Consider the following 17,748-nt stretch of genomic DNA (forward strand, 5'->3'; position numbering starts at 1 on the left):
TCCTTCCCTCCGTTCCGTCACGCGCCCTGAGCAGGCGTCTCGATGTCCAGTTGCAGCATGATGGTCGCCAATGGGGGTAACGTCACCCAGGCGGAATCGTTCTCCGCGACGACGGCACCCATGTTGCCCAGGCCCGATCCCCAATAGCAATGCGCGTCCGAATTCATGATCTCGCGCCACCGCCCGCTGGCCAGCGGCACTCGGTACGGCGCCCGCGCGACGGTGGTCATGTTCGCGATCACCGCGACCGGCGCCTCGCCCGGCGCCTTGCGCAGCCAGGCGAAGACGGAGTTCTCCGCATCGTCCGACACCAGCCACTCGAATCCGTCCGGCTCGCAATCGCGGGCGTGCAGCGCGGGCGTGTCGCGATAGACCCGGTTCAGGTCGCGGACCAGCGTGCGCACGCCCTCATGCGCGGCCGACCCACGCAGGTGCCAGTCCAGGGCGCGATCCTCCGACCACTCGCCGCGCTGGGCGAACTCCTGCCCCATGAAAAGCAGCTTCTTGCCAGGATAGCCCCACATCATCGCGTAGAATGCGCGCAGATTGGCGAACTTGTCCCAGTCGTTGCCCGCCATCTTGGTCAGCAGCGAGCCCTTGCCGTGCACCACCTCGTCATGGCTGAGCGGCAACACGAAATTCTCATGGAATGCGTAATGCAGCCCGAACGTCACGTCATTGTGATGGTACCGGCGGTGCACACCCTCGCGTGCCATGTACTGGAGCGTGTCGTGCATCCAGCCCATGTTCCATTTGAATCCGAAGCCCAGGCTGGTACGCGGTGCCTCCGCCAGGGCGGGAGCCGACACCCCCGGCCATGAGGTCGATTCCTCCGCCACGGTGAACACGCCCGGACGGCTGCCATAAACGGCGCGGTTGGTGTCGCGCAGGAAGTCCACGGCTTCCCAATTCTCGCGTCCGCCCTCCGCGTTGGGGATCCATTCGCCGGATTTGCGCGAGTAATCGCGGTACAGCATCGACGCCACCGCATCGACCCTGAGCGCGTCGACATGATAACGCTCGGTCCAGAACAGCGCGTTGTTGGTCAGGAACGCCGCCACTTCGCGCCGCCCGAAATTGTAGATGGCCGTGTTCCAGTCCGGGTGGAAACCCAGCCGCGGGTCCTCATGCTCGTACAGCGCCGTCCCGTCGAAGCGGGACAGGCCGTGCGCGTCCGTCGGGAAGTGCGCGGGCACCCAGTCCAGGATGACGCCCACGCCCGCCTTGTGCGCGCCATCGACGAAGCGGGCAAAGCCCTCATGGTCGCCGAAGCGCGCGGACGGGGCGTACAGGCCGGTCGTCTGGTATCCCCATGACGGATCGTAGGGATGCTCCGTGATCGGCAGGAACTCGATATGGGTGAACCCCATCTCGACCACATAGGGGATCAGCCGATCGGCCAGCGCGTCCCAGGTCAGGAACCAGCCATTCTCGTCGCGATCCCAGCTGCCGGCATGAACCTCGTAGATGCTGACCGGAACGCGGCGCGGATCGATCGAGGCCCAGTGCGCGCGGTGCGCCGTATCCTCGAACGCGTGGTGCGGCGGGCCGGTGACGATGGAGGCGGTCTCGGGACGAAGTTGCGCGGCAAAGGCGAACGGGTCGGCCTTTAGCGGCTGAAGCGCTCCGTCCGGGCCGACGATCTCGAACTTGTATGATCGGCCCGCGCCGATGTCGGGTACGAAGATCTCCCACACCCCGACGTCCGATCGGTGGCGCATCGTGTGGCGGCGGCCATCCCAGTCGTTGAAGTCGCCGACCACGGAGACTCGACGCGCATTGGGCGCCCACACTGCGAAATGGACGCCGCGCGCGCCCTGATGCTCGATGCAATGCGCGCCCATCTTGTCGAACAGGCGCTGGTGCGTGCCCTCCGCCATCAGGAAGTCGTCCACCGGGCCGAGCACGGGGCCGAAGCTGTACGGATCTGTGACCCACCATTCCGCACCCTTTGCGCCCGCCCGGTACTTCACCGGTTGCGGATCGCCGGCGATCACCCCCTCGAACAAGCCGCGATCGTCGACCAGCGTCAGCGGGCCAAGGTCCTCATCATCCAGGCTGAACGCCTGCGCGACTTCCGAACCGGGCAACCAGACGCGAGCGAAAGTCCCGTGCGGGCCGGCATGCGTACCCAGCATGGAGAAGGGGTCGTCGTGCCGACCCTCCAGCAGCGCGGAGATGGCGGTGAGAGGCGGTTTCACATCACGCCCCAGATGTCGCGGGCATACTCGCCGATCGTGCGGTCGGAGGAGAACCAGCCCATATTGGCGACGTTGCGGATCGCCGACGCCTGCCACCCTGCGCGATCGTTCCACCGAGCATCGATGCCGCGTTGGGCGGTGTGATAGGCATCGAAGTCGGCCGCGACCATGAACCAGTCGCCCTCGTACAGTCCGGCGATCAGCCCCTTGTACCGGTCGGGATCGTCGGGGGAAAACACGCCGGACGCGATCGCCTCCAGCGCCTGGCGCAATTCGGGTGAAGCCTCGATGGCCGCGCGGGGGTCGTACTCGCCGGCACGCCGCTCCGCCACCTCGTCGGCGGTCAGGCCGAAGATCACGATGTCGTCCTCACCGATATGATCGCGCATCTCGACATTGGCACCGTCCAACGTGCCGATCGTCAGCGCACCGTTCAGCGCGAACTTCATGTTGCCGGTGCCCGATGCCTCCATGCCGGCGGTGGAGATCTGTTCGGACAGGTCGGCGGCAGGAATGATCTTTTCCGCCAGGCTGACATTGTAGTTCGGCAGGAACGCCACCTTCAACAGGTCGCCGACCGCCGGATCGGCATTGACCCGCCGCGCGACATCGTTGGCCAGCTTTATGATGAGCTTGGCGTTGTGGTAGCTCGATGCAGCCTTGCCGCCGAAGATCTTGGCGCGCGGCGTCCAGGCCTTTTCCGGATGGCTGCGGATCTGATCGTACAGCGCGACCGTCTCTACGATGTTGAGCAACTGACGCTTATATTCGTGGATGCGCTTGATCTGCACGTCGAACAGCGCGTCGGGATCGACCGACAGCCCCATGCTACCCTTGATGTAATCCGCCAGCATCACCTTGTTCGAACGCTTGGCGGCGCCGAAACGCTCCCGAAACGCTTGATCGTCGGCATGCGGGACCAGTGCCGTCAGGGCGGAGGCATCGTCCAGGAACGCGTCGCCGATCGCGTCGCGGATCAGCGCGGTCAGGCCGGGATTGCATTGCTGCAACCAGCGACGCGGCGTGATGCCGTTGGTCTTGTTGTTGATCCGATCCGGATACAGGCGGTGGAGATCCGCGAATACCGTCGACTTCATCAATTCGGTATGCAGCGCCGCGACGCCGTTGACGCTGTGCGCGCCGGCGAACGCCAGGTTCGCCATGCGCACGCGGCGGCCGCCTCCCTCATCGATCAGGCTGATCGCGGCGATGGCGCGGTCATCGACATCCGGCTTCTCTCGCGCCTCGCGGAGCAAACGGGCGTTGATGGCGTACACCAGCTGCATGTGCCGGGGCAGCAGCCGCTCGAACAGCGCCAGGGGCCAGCTTTCCAGCGCCTCTGGCAGCAGCGTGTGATTGGTGTAGCCAAAGGTGCGGCGGGTCAGGTCCCACGCTTCGTCGAACGGCAATTCGTGATGATCGATCAACAGCCGCATCAGTTCGGCGACGGATACGGCGGGGTGAGTGTCGTTCAGCTGGATCGCCGCCTTGTCGGGCAGGGTGCGGATATTGCCGAAATATTGCAGGTGGCGCCGGACGATGTCCTGGATGGATGCGGAGGAGAAGAAGAACTCCTGCCGCAACCGAAGTTCCTGACCGGCGGGCGTGGAGTCGGCGGGGTAGAGGACGCGGACCAGCGTCTCGGCACGGACCTGCCCGGCCAGCGCGCCCTCGTGATCGCCGGCGTTGAACGCATCCAGGCGGATCGGGTCCAGCGCGCGCGCGGTCCACAGGCGCAGCGTGTTGACCCGCTTACCGCGCCAACCGACGACGGGCGTGTCGACCGCGACGGCCTCCACCGCCTCTGCCGGGCTCCAGTGTACGCGGCCATCCTCCAGCGGCTCCACGTCTCCGCCGAAGCCGACAAAATAGGCGCTTTCACGCCGCTCGAACTCCCACGGATTGCCGTAAGCGAGCCAGGTCTCGGGCAGCTCGATCTGCCATCCCTGATCGATGCGCTGGCGGAACATGCCGTTCACGTAGCGGATGCCGTAGCCATAGGCGGGCAGGTCCAGGCTTGCCAGGCTTTCCATGAAGCATGCCGCCAGTCGCCCCAGGCCGCCATTGCCCAGTGCGGCATCGGGTTCGATGTCCTCCAGCGAAGACAGGTCCACGCCCAGGCTGTCGAGCGCGCCGCACACATCCTCCATCACCGCCAGATTGGACAGCGCATCGCGCAGCAGGCGGCCGATCAGGAATTCCAGGCTTAGATAATAAACCCGCTTCGCACCCGCCGCGTGCGCCGCCTTTGTCGATTCCATCCACCGTTCGATGATGCGGTTGCGCACCGTCAGGATCGTCGCCGCCAGCCAATCGTGCGGGCGAGCGGCCTGCGCGTCCTTGCCGATGCGATGGACCAGCGTGTCGAGGATCGCGTCGGCGAGCGGAACGGTGCCGCGGCCGGGCGTGGCGGATGGAGCGGGCAGGGTGGCGATGGCGGTGGTCCGTTGGTTGGCCGGCTTAGATCATGCCGAGCAGGAGTTTGACGTTCAGGCCGATGATGACGGCGGCGATGATCCATGCAAGCACCTTCAACCAAACGGGGCTGGCGAAACGGCCCATCAGGCCCTTGTCACTGGTGAAGCGGACCAGGGGCACCACGGCGAAGGGCAGTTGCAGGCTGAGGATCACCTGGCTGAGCACCAGCAACTGCGTCGCGCCCCGGTCGCCGCTCGCGCCGACCACGATCACGGCCGGGACCACGGCCAGCAACCGGGTGACCAGCCGCCTGATCCATGACGGCAGCTTCAGGTCGAGGAACCCCTCCATCACGATCTGTCCGGCCAGCGTCCCCGTGACCGTGGAATTCTGTCCCGACGCGAGCAGGGCGATCGCGAATACCGCGCTCGCGGCGCCGGCGCCCAGCATGGGTGACAACAGCTGATGCGCCTGATCGATATCGGCGACGTCCGTGCGGCCGGCGGCGTGGAACGTCGCGGCGGCCAGGATCAGGATCGCGGCGTTGATGAAGAATGCGAGGACCAGCGCGACCGTGCCGTCCAGCGTGGCCAGTTTCACCGCGTCGGCCTTGTCCTCCACGCGGTAGGCGCGCGTCTGGACCAGCGAGGAATGGAGATACAGGTTGTGCGGCATGACGGTCGCGCCGAGGATGCCGATCGCCAGGTACAGCTTCGCCGGGTCGGTGACGATGGACGGGCTGGGCACCAGTCCCGCCGCGACCGTGCCCCATGCCGGACGGGCCAGCGCGAGTTCGAACAGGAAACAGCCGGCGATGATGACCAGCAGGGCGATGATGAACGCTTCCAGCTTGCGGAAGCCGAAGCGCTGCAGCGCCAGGATAAGGAACACGTCCAGCGCGGTAAGCGCCACTCCCCATACCAGCGGCAGGTTGAACAACAGCTTCAGCGCGATGGCGGTGCCCAGCACCTCCGCCAGGTCACATGCGATGATCGCCACTTCGCACAAGGCCCAAAGCGCCAGGGTGACCGGCCGCGAATAGCTGGCGCGGCATGCCTGGGCCAGGTCCATGCCCGCCGCGATGCCAAGGCGTGCTGACAGCGCCTGCAGCACGATGGCCATGATGTTGGACAACAGCACGACCGACAGCAGCGTGTAGCCGAATGCCGAACCGCCGGCGATGTCCGTCGCCCAGTTGCCAGGGTCCATGTACCCGACCGCGACCAGGTAGCCTGGCCCGGCGAATGCCAGGAACCGTTTCCACCACGACCCCCCGCTCGGCACGGCCACGCTGCGGTGGCTCTCGGCGAGCGAGCGCCCGAGCGAAGAAGCGGTTGTCGACACTGATCCCCCTTGGCAGACGAACGACGAACGCCACAAGCGCCTGTATGATCCGCGACTTGAGACAGTCCCGGCAACGTCTCAGGCGTTTCCGGTCGCTCGCGGGGGCAGGGCGAAGGCGGCGGACAGGCCGTGGTACAGCTTTTCGCGGCAGATCGCCTGGCTGGCGAAGTCAGCGAGAAAGGCGGTAGCGAACATTGGCAGCATCAGGCCGCGGCTGGCCGTCGTCTCCGCCAGGATGATGACGGCGGTCAGCGGCGCGCGCACCACGCCCGCGAAATAGGCGACCATGCCCAGGATCACGACCGCCCCCGCCGGATCGGACGGGTAGAGCGGACGCAGCAGGTTTCCGACGCCGGCGCCGACCGCCAGGCTGGGGGCAAAGATGCCGCCGGGCAGGCCCGCCACCGCCGTCGCCAGCGTCGCCGCCATCTTGGCCGGCCCGAACCACCAGGGCGCGTCGACACCCAGGATCATCGCGCGCGCCGCCGAATAGCCGGTGCCCCAGGTCAGCCCGGTGGCGACACCCAGCCCCGCCACCAGCAACCCGCACGCCCCCGCGAACAGCAGCGGGTTCGCCCGGCTCCAGCGCGACAGCGGGACGCGGCCGGCGCTCATCGCCAGCATCATGCGGGCAAAGCCACCCCCGGCCAGGCCGCCGAACAGCCCCGCGACCGGCACCACCATCAATGCCGCGCCCAGCGACATGTGCGCACCGACCGCGCCGAAATAGACGTAATCTCCCGACAGCGACTGCGCGACCATGCCGGCGATCACCATGGCGGACAGCACAAGCAGGGTGACGCGCTGTTCGTAGGCGGCGGCCAGTTCCTCGATCGCGAACAGTACGCCCGCCAACGGGGTGTTGAACGCGGCGGCCACGCCGGCCGCGCCGCCCGCGATCACCGCCGACCGCCGCAGCGGCACGCTCAGCATGCGGTGGCTGATGCCCATGGTCGCGGCGGCGAGCTGTACCGTTGGCCCCTCGCGCCCCACGCTTGCCCCGGCCAGCACGGCGCCGATGGTTAGCGCCGCCTTCGCGACGACGGTGCGAACGGAGATCAGTCCGGCGCGCGCGGCCTCCGGATCGTCGCTGGCCGCCATCACCTGCGGAATGCCGGACCCCCTCGCCAGCGGCGCGCAGCGGCGCGTCGTCCACGTCAGTCCCACGAAGGCGAGGGGTGTCACCAGCAGCGGCAACCAGGGCCAGGCACGTCGAAACCGATCGAAGGCGCTGCCCGCCTGATCCGACGCCCCGGCGAACAGCACCGCGATCACGCCCACCGCGATCGCGCCGGTGATCAGCGCGATGCGGCGGCGGAACATGGTGGAGGTCGGGCCGCGGCTGCGCATTAAGGCACGGACGCGGCGCATCGTCCACGGTCTACGGCCTGAACCGCCGCGAAGCGTCGTCATCGGCGCTCATCCGGTGTCGCGGCGCGGGCCCCCATGGCTCGCCTCGACCCTAGCGCGCGGCCACCCGCCAGATCACGTTGCCGACATCGTCCGCGACGAGCAGGCCGCCGCTGCGATCAGTGACGAGGCCGACCGGCCGTCCCTTGGCCTGTCCATCGGCGTCGAGGAACCCGGTCAGCACGTCGACCGGCTTCGCCCCCTTGGCCGGGAAGCCATTGGCGCCGAAGGGCACGAACACGACCTTGTAACCGGACACCGGCTTGCGATTCCAAGATCCATGCTCGGCCACGAACGCGCCGTTCGCCCAACGATCGCCCAGCCTCGCATCCGCCGCGAACGTCAGGCCGAGCGCCGCGACATGGGGTCCCAGCGCATAGTCGGGGCGCTTGGCATATTCCTGCAACTGCGGGTTCTTCGGCTCGACCCGATTGTCGGGGTAGCCGCCCCAATAATACCAGGGCCAGCCGAAATGATCGCCGAACTCCACCTGCGTCAGGTAATCGGGCGCGAGGTCGGAGCCGAGCATGTCGCGCTCGTTGACGACCGTCCACAGCTGGCCCGACTTCGGGTTGAACGCCATGCCGTTGGGATTGCGCAGGCCGGCGGCGAAGACGCGGAACGTCTTTTCCTTGGGCCAGACCTGCAGGATGTTGGCGCGGTACTTTTCCTGATCGATGCCGTTTTCGGCGATGTTGGAGGAGGAGCCGACCGACACGTACAGCGTCCGGCCATCGGGCGCGGGGACGACGTTGCGTGCCCAGTGATTGCCGCCGCCGGGCAGTTTCACCACCGTCTCCGGCCGGGCCGTGATCCGCGTTTCGCCATCCTGATAAGGTACGCGGACCAGCGCGTCCGTGTCGGCGATGTAGAGCTGCCCCTGGAACAGCGTCATGCCGAAGGGCGAGTTCAGACCGGTCATGAACACCGACCGCGTTTCCGCGACCCCATCCCCGTCCGCGTCACGCAGCAGCGTAATGCGGTTGGGGGAAGGCGCGCCGGCACCGGCGCGTCCCAGGAAGAAGTTCATCACCCTGGACGTGATGCCGCTCGCCGGGCGTGGCGGGGAATTGGTTTCTGCCACCAGCACGTCGCCATTGGGCAGGCGATACAGCCAGCGGGGATGGTCCAGCCCGGTCGCGAACGGCTTCACCGCCAGCCCGGACGCGGCGGCGGGTGTCGCTCCGGCTGGCCAGCCGACGACCTTTGCGATCTTCACGGTCGGCAACCATTGCTCGCGCGGCTGGGTGATCTCGGGCCGCGCACCCTCGACGCGGGCGATGTCGATCTTGGCCGTGTCGGGCCATGCGAGATAGGCGAACAGCGCACCGCCGACGACCAGGAGCAGCGCCGCGACGCGCAGGATGTGCTTGAGCATGGGGCCAAGTTACGCGGCTGGCGCCGAACCGGCAATGGCGCGCGGGCGTTGGCAGAAGGGTGGTCAGGAAAAAGGGCCGCCGGCATCGTTGCCGACGGCCCCAGGGTCACGCCTTGGCTGGCGAACCGATCATTTCACCGTGTCGAAGGCGGGCGCTTCCTTTTCGACATTCTTGTGCGGCTCGTCCAAGGCCATGCGATCCACGTCCTTCTGGGTCTCACGATCCTCTTGCGACTTGTCGAGGTGCGACAGCGCCTGGCGCACGCCCTCCGCATAGGCCGGGTCGACCCGTTCGAAGACGGTCATCTGGCGGTCGATGATGAACTGCGGAATGCCGTGCATCGCCGCCGCCAGGTTCTTGAACAGGCGCTGCTTCTCGCCATCGTCGAACAGGTTGAACAGCGCGCGCGGCTGGATGAAGTCGGCGTCCGTGACCTCGACCTCATACCGCTTCGCGACACCGTTCACCGGCAGCGGCGGCTCGGCATAGCTGGGATCCTGCGCCGGACCATCGAAGCTGTTCGGCTCGTAATAGGCGTCCGGATTGTTGTTGTCCGCGAAGAACCGCAACAGGCCGTCCTTGTGGTAATGGGCCACCGGCGACTTGGGCTGATTGACCGGCAGCGCCTCGTAATGCGTGCCCAACCGATACCGGTGCGCGTCCGCATAGGAGAAGATGCGGCCCTGCAACATCTTGTCCGGCGAGAAGCTGATACCCTTCACCACGTTGGACGGGGAGAACGCAGCCTGTTCCACTTGGGCGAAATAGTTTTCCGGGTTCTTGTTCAGCTCCATCTCGCCCACCTCGATCAGCGGGTACTTGCCGTGCGGCCACACCTTGGTGACATCGAACGGGTTCAGCTCTTCGGCATCGGCCTGTTCGGGTGTCATGATCTGGACGTACATCGTCCATTTTGGGAAGTTGCCGTCGTGGATCGCGCCGTACAGTTCCTCCTGATAGGACTCGCGGCTCTTCGCGATGATCTCCCCGGCCTCTTCGTTCGTGTAGAACTTGTGGCCCTGCTGCGTCTTGAAGTGGAACTTGGTGTAATAGCGCTCACCCTTGTCGTTCCAGAACGAGAAGGTGTGGCTGCCATAACCGTTCATATACTGCGGGCCGACGGGCAGGCCGCGATCCGACATCAGGATCGTGATCTGGTGGATCGACTCCGGCGACAGCGACCAGAAGTCCCACATCGCGGTCGGCGAGCGCAGGTTGGTACGCGGATGCCGCTTTTGCGTGCGGATGAAGTCGGGGAACTTGTACGGGTCGCGCACGAAGAACACGGGGGTGTTGTTGCCCACCAAGTCCCAGTTGCCGTCCTCGGTGTAGAACTTCAGCGCAAAGCCGCGCACGTCGCGCTCGGCGTCCGCCGCGCCCTGTTCGCCGGCAACGGTGGAGAAGCGCAGCAGCAGGTCGGTTTTCTTGCCGACCTCGTTGAACAGCTTGGCGTTGGTGTACTTCATCACCTCGGTGGAGGTGATCGTCAGCGTGCCGAACGCGCCCCAGCCCTTGGCATGGACGACCCGCTCCGGAATGCGCTCACGGTTCTGATGGGTCAGCTTCTCGATCAGCTGGTAATCCTGCAACAGCAGGGGGCCGCGCGGGCCGACGGTGATCGAATGCTGGTTGTCGGCCACGGGCGCGCCGGCCGAGGTGGTGAGCCGCGGGCGCTCGCCCGATTTCGGCTGATCGTCTGCCATGGGATCCTCCTTGTGATGCTGGGCATGTGTTGCCACAGCACGGAGGATCGATGAAGTTCATTGATCCGCATTCATTGATCGGTCAAACCGATCAAGTACGTCGGGCGTCGACCCACGCGACGATCAGATCTCCCCGTGCGTCGCCTGGATGCCGTCGCGCAGCCGCGCGGCCATTGCCTCCAGCGGCACGGCGTCGATTCCGGCCCCCATCGGCTCGTCAGACAGCAGCAGGTCGGCCAGCGCGCACTGAACCTGCGACATGTCGTCGATCGCCTGCAGATCGGTCATGTGCCGGCGCAGCACCTCCGGATCACCGGCCAGCGCCACGAGCAGCCGGTCCAGCGATCCGTTCAGACGCACCAGCTCGCCCGCCACGGCCTTTGCGAATGCAGGTGACATGTTGGTGGCGCGTCCCATCAATTGCCGCCGATCACTTGCTGCAAAGCTTCAGCACGGTCGCGGACATGGCCGATCCGTCCAGCGGCTGCGACACCGCGCCCTTGGCCAGGGTGAAGCCCTGTTCGGCGCGTGCCACGGCATAGCTGCCGCCCGCCAGCACCGCGCGGATGCCCGCCGCGCCATCCTCGTCGTCCAGCGCCAGCAGCACCGCGACGCCGTTCGCGCCACACGCCTTCGACACGGCCGCGAACAGCAGGGAGATCGACGGACGCTCCCCCGATACCGGCTCGCGCGGCAGCAGGCGCAGGTGCCCGTTGGGCCAGGTGTCGAGTGCCAGATGGTTGTCGCCCTGCGGCGCGAAATAGATGGTGCCCTGTTCGGCGGCCATGCCGTCGGTGGCGATCACCACCTTGGGCGCGACCTGTCCGGCCAATTGCTCCACCATCGGAGCGAGCAGGCCGGGGCCCATGTGCTGCACGACCACGGTCGGCGGGCAGTTGGCGGGGAAGGTGGCGAACAGGTCGAACAATCCCTGGGTGTTGGCCGCGTCCGCGCCGATCGCCAGCAGGCGGCCGTTCCAGTCGATATTGGCCGCCACCGGCGTTGCCGCCGGCTTCGCACTGGTCTTCTTCAGGTCGGCGTTGCGCGCGGCCTTGATACGCTTGCCCAGCTTGCCGATGATCGCGTCCAGTTCTGACTGCACGGCAACCTTGGGCTTCGGGAAACAATCGATCGCGCCCAGTCGCAGCGCCTCGATCGACGCTTCCGCGCCAGCCTCGGTACGGGTGGAGAACATGATCACCGGCATCGGTCGTGTGTCCATGATCTCCGCCAGATATTCCAGGCCGCTCATCCCCGGCATCTCGACGTCCAGCGTCATGACGTGCGGGTGATGCTCCGCGACCATTTCGCGCGCTTCCTCGGCACCATCGGCGGCGCCGACGACCTCGACCCCCGGAATGCGTTCGAGCGCACCGGAGATCAGGACCCGCATGGTCAGCGAATCGTCAACAACCAGCACCTTGGTCTTGGCCATGGGTAAAGTCCTTGGGTTCCGAACCGGCCCGATACGCGGCCGGCTGTGTCAGTCAGGCGGCTTCGGGCAGGGCGGCGGACGCGTCGACCAGGCGGTCGAGCGACAGCACCAGGATCAGCCGCTGGTCGATCGTCGCCAGCCCTTCCAGGAACTGAGCCGCCGTGGTCTCGCCCATATCGGGCAACGGCTGCATCGCGTCGGGCGCGACGGAGACGATGTCGTTCACCGCGTCGACGATCAGGCCCTGCAACTGCTCACCGATGCGCACCACGATGATGACGTGGCGGGCGGACGGGTCGGTGACGCCCCAGCCCAGCCGGTGACGCAGATCCAGCACGGGCAGCACCACGCCGCGCAGGTTCACCACGCCGCGCACATGGGCGGGAACGTTGGGCAGCGGCGTCGCGGGCGACCAGGCGCGGATTTCGCGGATGGCCATGATGTCGACGCCCAGGACCTGGTCGCCGAGCTGAAAGGTGATGAGCTGACGGGACATGCTTTGCGGCTCCAAGGAACGAATCAGTGCAACACGCGGCGTATCGCCGCCGCCAGCTTTTCTGGATGAAAAGGCTTAACAATCCAGCCAGTTGCCCCGGCCGCACGGGCGCGCTGCTTCTTTTCGTCCGAACTCTCGGTGGTTAGCACCAGGATCGGCAGCGCGCGGCGGCCCTGGCCACGGACCTGTTCGATCAGGCCGAACCCGTCCATGCGCGGCATGTTGATGTCGGTGATCAGCAGGTCGGGTTGCAGGCCCGACAGCTTTTCCAGCGCGTGGACGCCGTCCTCGGCCTCCACCACGGAATAGCCCATGTCGGTCAGCGCCGCGCGCAGCAGCATCCGCATGCTGGGCGAATCGTCCACGGTCATGATGGTCTGGGGCATGGAAGGGGCCTTTGTCGCTTGAAGTGTCTCGTTGGCGGGGATCATCAGAACAGTTCCACTTCGCCGGAACGGATGTTCGGCGGGGGCATCACCGGACGCGGTGGCGCGGCGATGCGGTCGTTCACGGCGCGGCATCGGGCCAGCCCGTGCGCGGGCCGGAACTCGACCCGTCGCGCCGAGAAGCCGCCGACATCCTCCCCGACCAGCTGGATACGCTCGTCAGCCAGGAAACGCCGGGCAAAGGCCGCGTTGGTCGCGCCGATGTCGCGGAACCCGTCCCGCATGCTGGCGCCGCCATACAGCTTGGCGCGTAGTGCCGACCGTGTGGCGCCGATCTGGAGCATGCCGTTGATCAGCACCTCCATCGCGTACACGCCGTACCGCTGCATCTGCTTGGGGTCGGTTTCGCCCGATCCCGGTTCCGCGAGCAGGAAATGGTTCAGCCCGCCCACCTTTGCATGCGGATCGAACAGGCACGCGGCGATGCAGCTGCCCAGCACGGTGGTCAGCACCACATCCTCGCCGGACACGCGCGTTTCGCCCTGCATCACGGTGACGCGCCTGAGCCTGTCGGGGGACGCCGGAAGGCCGGTCATGCGCGGCACCGGTCGAGCAGGGGACGGGCGATGCGGGACAGGGGAAGCTGCTGCTCCACTGCGCCGATCTCGAACGCGACGCATGGCATGCCGTACACGGTACTGGTCGCCTGATCCTGACCGACCGTGAAGCTGCCCGCGTTGCGCATCGCCTTCAGCCCGGTGGCGCCGTCGCGGCCCATGCCGGTCAGGATCGCGCCCACCGCCTTGGACCCGCAGGTCTGCGCAACCGAGGCGAACAGGCGGTCGACGGAGGGGCGATGCCCGCTGACCGGGTCGTCGGGCACCAGCCGGCAATACCAGTGGTTGCTACCGCGCACCTCCAGGTGATGCGTGCCGCCCGGCGCCAGATAGACATGGCCCGCCTGCAACCGCTCTCCCGAGCGGGCCTCGGATACGTGCGGCGGCGTAAGCCGGTCGAGCCGCGCGGCAAAGCTGCCGGTGAAGGTGCCGGGCATGTGCTGCACGACAACCGTCGGCGGACAATTCGCCGGAAAGCCGGACAACAGCTCGATCAGCGCCTCGACCCCACCCGTAGACGCGCCCAGCGCGATCAGCGTGTCGGGGCGGGGGGTATAGTCGGCCGGCGGCGTGCCGGTCGGGCTGTTCGCGGTGCGACGCGGCTGGCGTCGGCGGCTGGTGCCGGCGGCCTTCACCGTCTCGACCAGCGCCGGGTCGAGCTGTCCGTGCGCAGGCTTCGCGCAGCAATCGAACGCGCCGATCTCCAGCGCCTCGATCGTCGCCGCCGCGCCCGCCTGGGTCAGGGTCGACAGCATCACCACCGGCATCGGGCGCAGGCGCATGATCCGGTCGAGGAAGTCGAGGCCGTTCATGCCCGGCATCTCCACGTCCAGCGTAATGACGTCCGGGTCCAGCGTCTTGATCATCTCACGCGCCTGGAACGGGTCCTCGGCGGCGCCCACGACTTCAATGGCGGGATCGTTGGACAAGGTGCGGGCGATCAGGGCGCGCATCGATGCGCTGTCGTCGACGATAAGGGTGCGGACCGTCATGCGCCAACTTTCTTGTAGATGGTGCGGCCGATGCACTGGAAGCGTCCGGCGGCGGGGCCCGGGATGCGTTCCGAATGGCCGATATAGATGATGCCGTCGGGGACCAGCACGTCGGCGAAGCGGTTGAGCAGCTGCGCCTTGGTCGGTTCGTCGAAATAGATCATGACGTTGCGGCAGAAGATCGCGTCGAACCGCCCCCGCATCGGCCACGGCTTCAGCAGGTTGAGTTCGCGAAAGCTGGCCAGCTGGCGCATCGCCGGGGCGATCTCCACCTCGTTGCCGACGCGCCGGGTCCATGCGTTGCGGGTCGATGACGGGATCGAGTCCGCCGTGTCGGGCGCGTACCGGCCCGCACGGGCGGCGGCGATCACGCTGGGCGACAGGTCGGTGGCGAGCAGGCGGAAATCCTGCCGCGCCAGCCGGCCGGCCGCGGCCGTCTCGTTGCCCAGGATTGTCATCAGCAGCGTATACGGCTCCTCGCCGCTGGAACACGCCGCCGACCAGAGGCGCACCCGCTCCCCCTTGTCCAGCTTGCGCGACAGGCCCGGCCACAGGTCGGTCCGGACATGATCGAAATGGTGGCTTTCGCGAAAGAAGCTGGTGTGGTTGGTGGTCAGCGCGTCGACCATCGCGCGGCGTTCCGCGTCATCCGTATCGACCAGGCGCAGATACTCGCCGAAATCGGACAGGTTGCACGCCCGCAGACGCCGGGCGAGGCGACCATAGACCAGCTGCGACTTGGCGGGCGACAGCACGATCCCCGCCTCGGCATAGATCAACTCGGCAACCGCCTCGTGATCCTTGGGACCGAAGGTGAACTCCGTCTGGCGCTGGACGGCGACCGCGCTCACGCGGCGAGCTCCAGCGGCTGCGCGGTGCGCGTTTCCTTGCGCCAGCGGCCGATCAGCGCGTCCACGTCCAGGATCAGCGCCACGCGTCCGTCGCCCAGGATGGTCGCGCCGGCCAGCCCGTGGATCTGCTGGTAGTTCGCCTCCAGGCTCTTCACGACGACCTGGCGCTGGTCCTGGATGGTGTCGACCATCAGCACCGCCTGGCCCTGATCGCTTTCCACCACGATCAGCACCGCGCCGCTGGGATCGCTGGCCGCGCCACGAATGCCGAGCTGGCTGCCCACCCGGTGCACCGGCACATAGGCGCCGCGCACGTCGAGCAGCGATGCGTCGGGACCGACCGTCTTCACCTCGTCGATGCCCGGCCGCAGGCTCTCGACGATATGGCTGAGCGGTATCACGAAGGTCTGGTCGCCGACGGTGACGATCATCCCGTCCAGCACCGCCAGCGTCAGCGGCAGCGACATGGAGAAGGACGATCCCCGGCCCAGATTGGACGCGATGCCGATCCGGCCGCCCAGCGCCTGCACGTTCTTGCGCACCACATCCATGCCGACACCCCGGCCCGAGATGTTGGAGACGGTGGCGGCGGTCGAGAAGCCGGGTGCGAAGATCAGGTTGTCGATCTCCTCCTCGTTCAGCTGTGCGTCGGCGGCGATGATGCCGCGTTCCACCGCCTTGGCACGAACGCGCGTGCGGTCGATGCCGCGCCCGTCGTCGGCGACGGTGATGACGATGCGGCCCGACTGGTGCGCGGCGGACAGACGTACCACGCCCTCCTCCGCCTTGCCCGCCGCCAGTCGCCCGGCCGGATCCTCCAGGCCATGATCGACCGCGTTGCGGATCAGGTGGGTGAGGGGCTCGCCGATACGCTCGACCACGGTCTTGTCGACCTCGGTCATCTCGCCCTCGACCTCCAGCCGGACCTTCTTGCCCGTCTCCATTTCCAGTTCGCGGATGATGCGGGGCACGCGGCTGAACACCGTCTTCATCGGCTGGGCGCGGATCGCCATGGTCGAATCCTGCAACTCGCGCGTCAGGTGATCGAGATCGGTCAGCTCCGCGATCGAGCCGAGTTCGTGTTCTGATAGCCGCTGCGCCAGCATCGCCTGGGTGATGACCAGCTCTCCGACCAGGTTGACCAGCCGGTCCAGCTTGTCGAGGTCGACGCGGATCGTCTGCTGCGTGGCGGAGGACACTGCACGCGGTGCCGCATCGGCGGCCGGCGGGGGCGCGGCGGGCGCTGCGGCCGGTTGCGCCGGGGCAGCGACCGGCACGATGGCGACGGGCGCCGGGGCGGGGACAGGCGCCACCGGCGCTGCCGCCGACACGGGAAGCGGAACGGCGGGAACGATCGGCTCCGCGATCAACGTCACCGGTTCCGCGAGCAGGTCGATCAGCGGCGCATGCTCCTGCGCCTCCGGACCTTCGCGCCGGACGGTCAGCGCGCAATCCGGGTCCGCGAAGTCGAACACGGCGCGGATGTCCGCTTCTTCGACTTCGCCCGGCACCCGCAAGGTCCAGCCCAGATAGGACCGCTCCGCATCCAGTACCTCCAGCAGCGGAAGCGTGCCGGCCTCGACCGACACCACCGCGCCGCCCAGCATCGACAGTTCGCGCAGGGCGAGCAGCGGTTCCGCGCCATGGTCCAGCGCCGCCGGACCCGGCTGAACCGTCACCAGCCATGCCGGCGTGACGGTGGGCGCGGAGTCCTCCAGCAGCGCGAACAGCGCGTCGAAGTCGTCGGCCACAGCGGCTGCCGCAGCGACCGCAGCCGGTGCTGGCTCGGCCGAGGCGACGGGTGCCGGCGCCGGTGCGGCGGCCGACGCGGAAAGCTGCCCTTCCGCCGCCTTCACCAGTCGATCCAGCATCGCCGCGTCGTTCGGTGTGTCCAGTTCGCCGCGCGCAGCGCCGACATGGTCGGTCAGCGTATCGAACGCCGCCACCACGAGTGTCAGCAGGTCGTCGTCCAGCGCCAGTTCGCCGTTGCGGACCTTGTCCAGCACCGTCTCATATTGATGCGAAAAGCCTTGCAGCCGTTCATGGCCGAACGCGCCCGCGCCGCCCTTGATGGAGTGTACGGACCGGAAGATCGTGTTGATCGTCTCGCTGTCCGCACTGCCGCCCTTCAGGTCCGCGAAGCTCGCCTCCAGCGCGGCGAGGCCCTCGTCGCATTCCTGGAAGAAGATCTGCTGGATTTCGTCAAGCGTCATGCCGCGATCCTCCGTGCGGTGCCATTCGCCTCAAGCGGCGCCAGCAGCGATTCCATGCCCGCCAGAACCACCATCGCGGTCAGCCCCTCGCTGCTGGACCGGATGTCGAATGCCAGCCCCGACGCCGCCGCACTTTCGCGCGCGCTGGCCATCACTTGCAGGCAGGCCAGGCCGGCGCGGTCCACGGCGGAACCGTCCATCAGCACGGCTTCACCCGCCTCCGTGTACGCCAGCAGTGCCTGGCGCAGCGGTTCCGCGGCGACGGTGTCCAGAACGGGGGCAAGCAGATGGGGCATGGACGGC

Annotated in this window: 15 protein-coding genes; all 15 read right to left on the reverse strand. The window is 67.3% G+C overall.

Annotated elements, in window-relative coordinates; translation table 11 throughout:
• Nucleotides 1-17: 17 nt before the first annotated feature.
• The 15 genes from glgB to BMX37_RS09895 all read right to left on the reverse strand — a co-directional run bounded on the left by glgB (nucleotide 18) and on the right by BMX37_RS09895 (nucleotide 17,741).
• Complete coding sequence (gene glgB / locus BMX37_RS09825) at nucleotides 18-2,201, reverse strand: 1,4-alpha-glucan branching protein GlgB (protein WP_093665550.1); 2,184 nt, start codon at nucleotides 2,199-2,201, stop codon at nucleotides 18-20.
• Nucleotides 2,198-4,627, reverse strand: coding sequence for a glycogen/starch/alpha-glucan phosphorylase (locus BMX37_RS09830; protein ID WP_093665551.1), 2,430 nt, complete (start codon nucleotides 4,625-4,627; stop codon nucleotides 2,198-2,200). Before BMX37_RS09830 ends, glgB begins: the two co-directional genes overlap by 4 nt.
• 34 nt (nucleotides 4,628-4,661) lie before the next feature.
• Entirely contained in the window at nucleotides 4,662-5,963 is a 1,302-nt protein-coding gene (locus BMX37_RS09835) for an Nramp family divalent metal transporter (RefSeq protein WP_093665552.1), read from the reverse strand.
• A 78-nt stretch (nucleotides 5,964-6,041) separates the two neighbouring features.
• Entirely contained in the window at nucleotides 6,042-7,313 is a 1,272-nt protein-coding gene (locus tag BMX37_RS09840) for a chloride channel protein (RefSeq protein ID WP_244501513.1), read from the reverse strand.
• 112 nt (nucleotides 7,314-7,425) lie between these two features.
• Nucleotides 7,426-8,751, reverse strand: a complete 1,326-nt coding sequence (locus tag BMX37_RS09845) for a PQQ-dependent sugar dehydrogenase (protein ID WP_093665554.1) — start codon at nucleotides 8,749-8,751, stop codon at nucleotides 7,426-7,428.
• A 129-nt stretch (nucleotides 8,752-8,880) separates the two neighbouring features.
• The gene (locus tag BMX37_RS09850) at nucleotides 8,881-10,455 is read right to left on the reverse strand and encodes a catalase (protein WP_093665555.1); all 1,575 of its coding nucleotides are present in this window, start codon (nucleotides 10,453-10,455) and stop codon (nucleotides 8,881-8,883) included.
• Between the two features lie 123 nt (nucleotides 10,456-10,578).
• Nucleotides 10,579-10,854, reverse strand: a complete 276-nt coding sequence (locus tag BMX37_RS09855; protein ID WP_139198066.1) for a hypothetical protein — start codon at nucleotides 10,852-10,854, stop codon at nucleotides 10,579-10,581.
• A gap of 31 nt (nucleotides 10,855-10,885) precedes the next feature.
• Complete coding sequence (locus BMX37_RS09860; RefSeq protein WP_093665557.1) at nucleotides 10,886-11,890, reverse strand: chemotaxis protein CheB; 1,005 nt, start codon at nucleotides 11,888-11,890, stop codon at nucleotides 10,886-10,888.
• A gap of 52 nt (nucleotides 11,891-11,942) precedes the next feature.
• On the reverse strand, nucleotides 11,943-12,386 hold the full coding sequence (locus BMX37_RS09865; protein ID WP_093665558.1) for a chemotaxis protein CheW: 444 nt from the start codon (nucleotides 12,384-12,386) through the stop codon (nucleotides 11,943-11,945).
• Between the two features lie 23 nt (nucleotides 12,387-12,409).
• On the reverse strand, nucleotides 12,410-12,772 hold the full coding sequence (locus tag BMX37_RS09870; RefSeq protein ID WP_093665671.1) for a response regulator: 363 nt from the start codon (nucleotides 12,770-12,772) through the stop codon (nucleotides 12,410-12,412).
• A gap of 44 nt (nucleotides 12,773-12,816) precedes the next feature.
• The gene (locus BMX37_RS09875; RefSeq protein ID WP_093665672.1) at nucleotides 12,817-13,368 is read right to left on the reverse strand and encodes a chemotaxis protein CheD; all 552 of its coding nucleotides are present in this window, start codon (nucleotides 13,366-13,368) and stop codon (nucleotides 12,817-12,819) included.
• Complete coding sequence (locus BMX37_RS09880; protein WP_093665559.1) at nucleotides 13,365-14,381, reverse strand: protein-glutamate methylesterase/protein-glutamine glutaminase; 1,017 nt, start codon at nucleotides 14,379-14,381, stop codon at nucleotides 13,365-13,367. Before BMX37_RS09880 ends, BMX37_RS09875 begins: the two co-directional genes overlap by 4 nt.
• A complete protein-coding gene (locus tag BMX37_RS09885) occupies nucleotides 14,378-15,232 on the reverse strand; it encodes a CheR family methyltransferase (RefSeq protein ID WP_093665560.1) in 855 nt (284 codons plus the stop codon). Before BMX37_RS09885 ends, BMX37_RS09880 begins: the two co-directional genes overlap by 4 nt.
• Nucleotides 15,229-17,445 carry a chemotaxis protein CheA gene (locus tag BMX37_RS09890; RefSeq protein WP_093665561.1) on the reverse strand — a complete coding sequence of 739 codons (2,217 nt, stop codon included), beginning with the start codon at nucleotides 17,443-17,445 and terminating at the stop codon, nucleotides 15,229-15,231. The genes BMX37_RS09885 and BMX37_RS09890 overlap by 4 nt, the downstream gene beginning before the upstream one ends.
• A complete protein-coding gene (locus tag BMX37_RS09895; protein ID WP_093665562.1) occupies nucleotides 17,442-17,741 on the reverse strand; it encodes an STAS domain-containing protein in 300 nt (99 codons plus the stop codon). The genes BMX37_RS09890 and BMX37_RS09895 overlap by 4 nt, the downstream gene beginning before the upstream one ends.
• Nucleotides 17,742-17,748: the final 7 nt, after the last annotated feature.

Origin of the sequence: Sphingomonas gellani (genome assembly GCF_900110035.1) — a bacterium.
GTDB classification, from domain to species: Bacteria; Pseudomonadota; Alphaproteobacteria; order Sphingomonadales; family Sphingomonadaceae; genus Sphingomonas; species Sphingomonas gellani.